Origin of the sequence: Pseudonocardia sp. SID8383 (assembly GCF_009864975.1) — a bacterium.
In the GTDB taxonomy this organism is placed as follows: Bacteria; Actinomycetota; Actinomycetes; order Mycobacteriales; family Pseudonocardiaceae; genus Pseudonocardia; species Pseudonocardia alni.
The window spans coordinates 1-607 of the sequence record NZ_WWFY01000803.1 but is presented as its reverse complement, the minus strand read 5'-3'; the positions used below and the strand labels follow the sequence as shown (position 1 = coordinate 607).

The following is a 607-nucleotide window of genomic DNA, read 5'->3' as shown; positions in this document are numbered from 1 at the left end:
GCCACCGCGCCCGGAGCCGCTGCGCCACTCGCGGCGCCGCTACTCCGCCGCCGGGACCATGCAGGGCGCCGCGCTGTTCGTGCTGATGCTGGTCATGACCCTGCCCGCGGCCGGGGTGTACGCCTGGCACGGCGGCCGGGTCGCCCCGGACGTGCTGGCCCAGCTCGCCCTCGGCGCCACCGCGATCTTCCTGCTGCAGCGTTGGCTGCTCGCCCCGCTCGCGGTGCGCGCGCTCACCGCCCGGGTCGCACCCGGCCGCTACCCCATGTGGGGACGGGTGCACCTGCGCCTGTGGGCCGCGGACCTGCTGCTGTCGATGTCACCGCTGCCGGTGCTGTCCGGCGGTCCGCTCGCCCCGGCCTACCTGCGGATGCTCGGCGCCACCGTGGGCCGCGACGTGCACCTGGGCACCTCGGTGCTGTCGATGCCCGCGCTGCTGCGGATCGGCGACGGCGCCACCGTCGGCTACGGCGCCGCGCTGCGGCCCTGGACGCTGGCCGACGGCTGGGTGACCGTCGCCCCGATCGCGGTCGGCGAGGGCGCCCACGTCGGCGCCAGCGCGGTCGTCGAACCGGGTGCGGTGGTCGGCGCGGACGCCGTCGTCGGG

General features: G+C 77.8%; 1 pseudogene. It reads left to right on the top strand.

The window, feature by feature from the left end:
• Positions 1-607 (top strand): annotated as a pseudogene (locus GTW08_RS19640) (peptide synthetase); the annotation flags it as partial.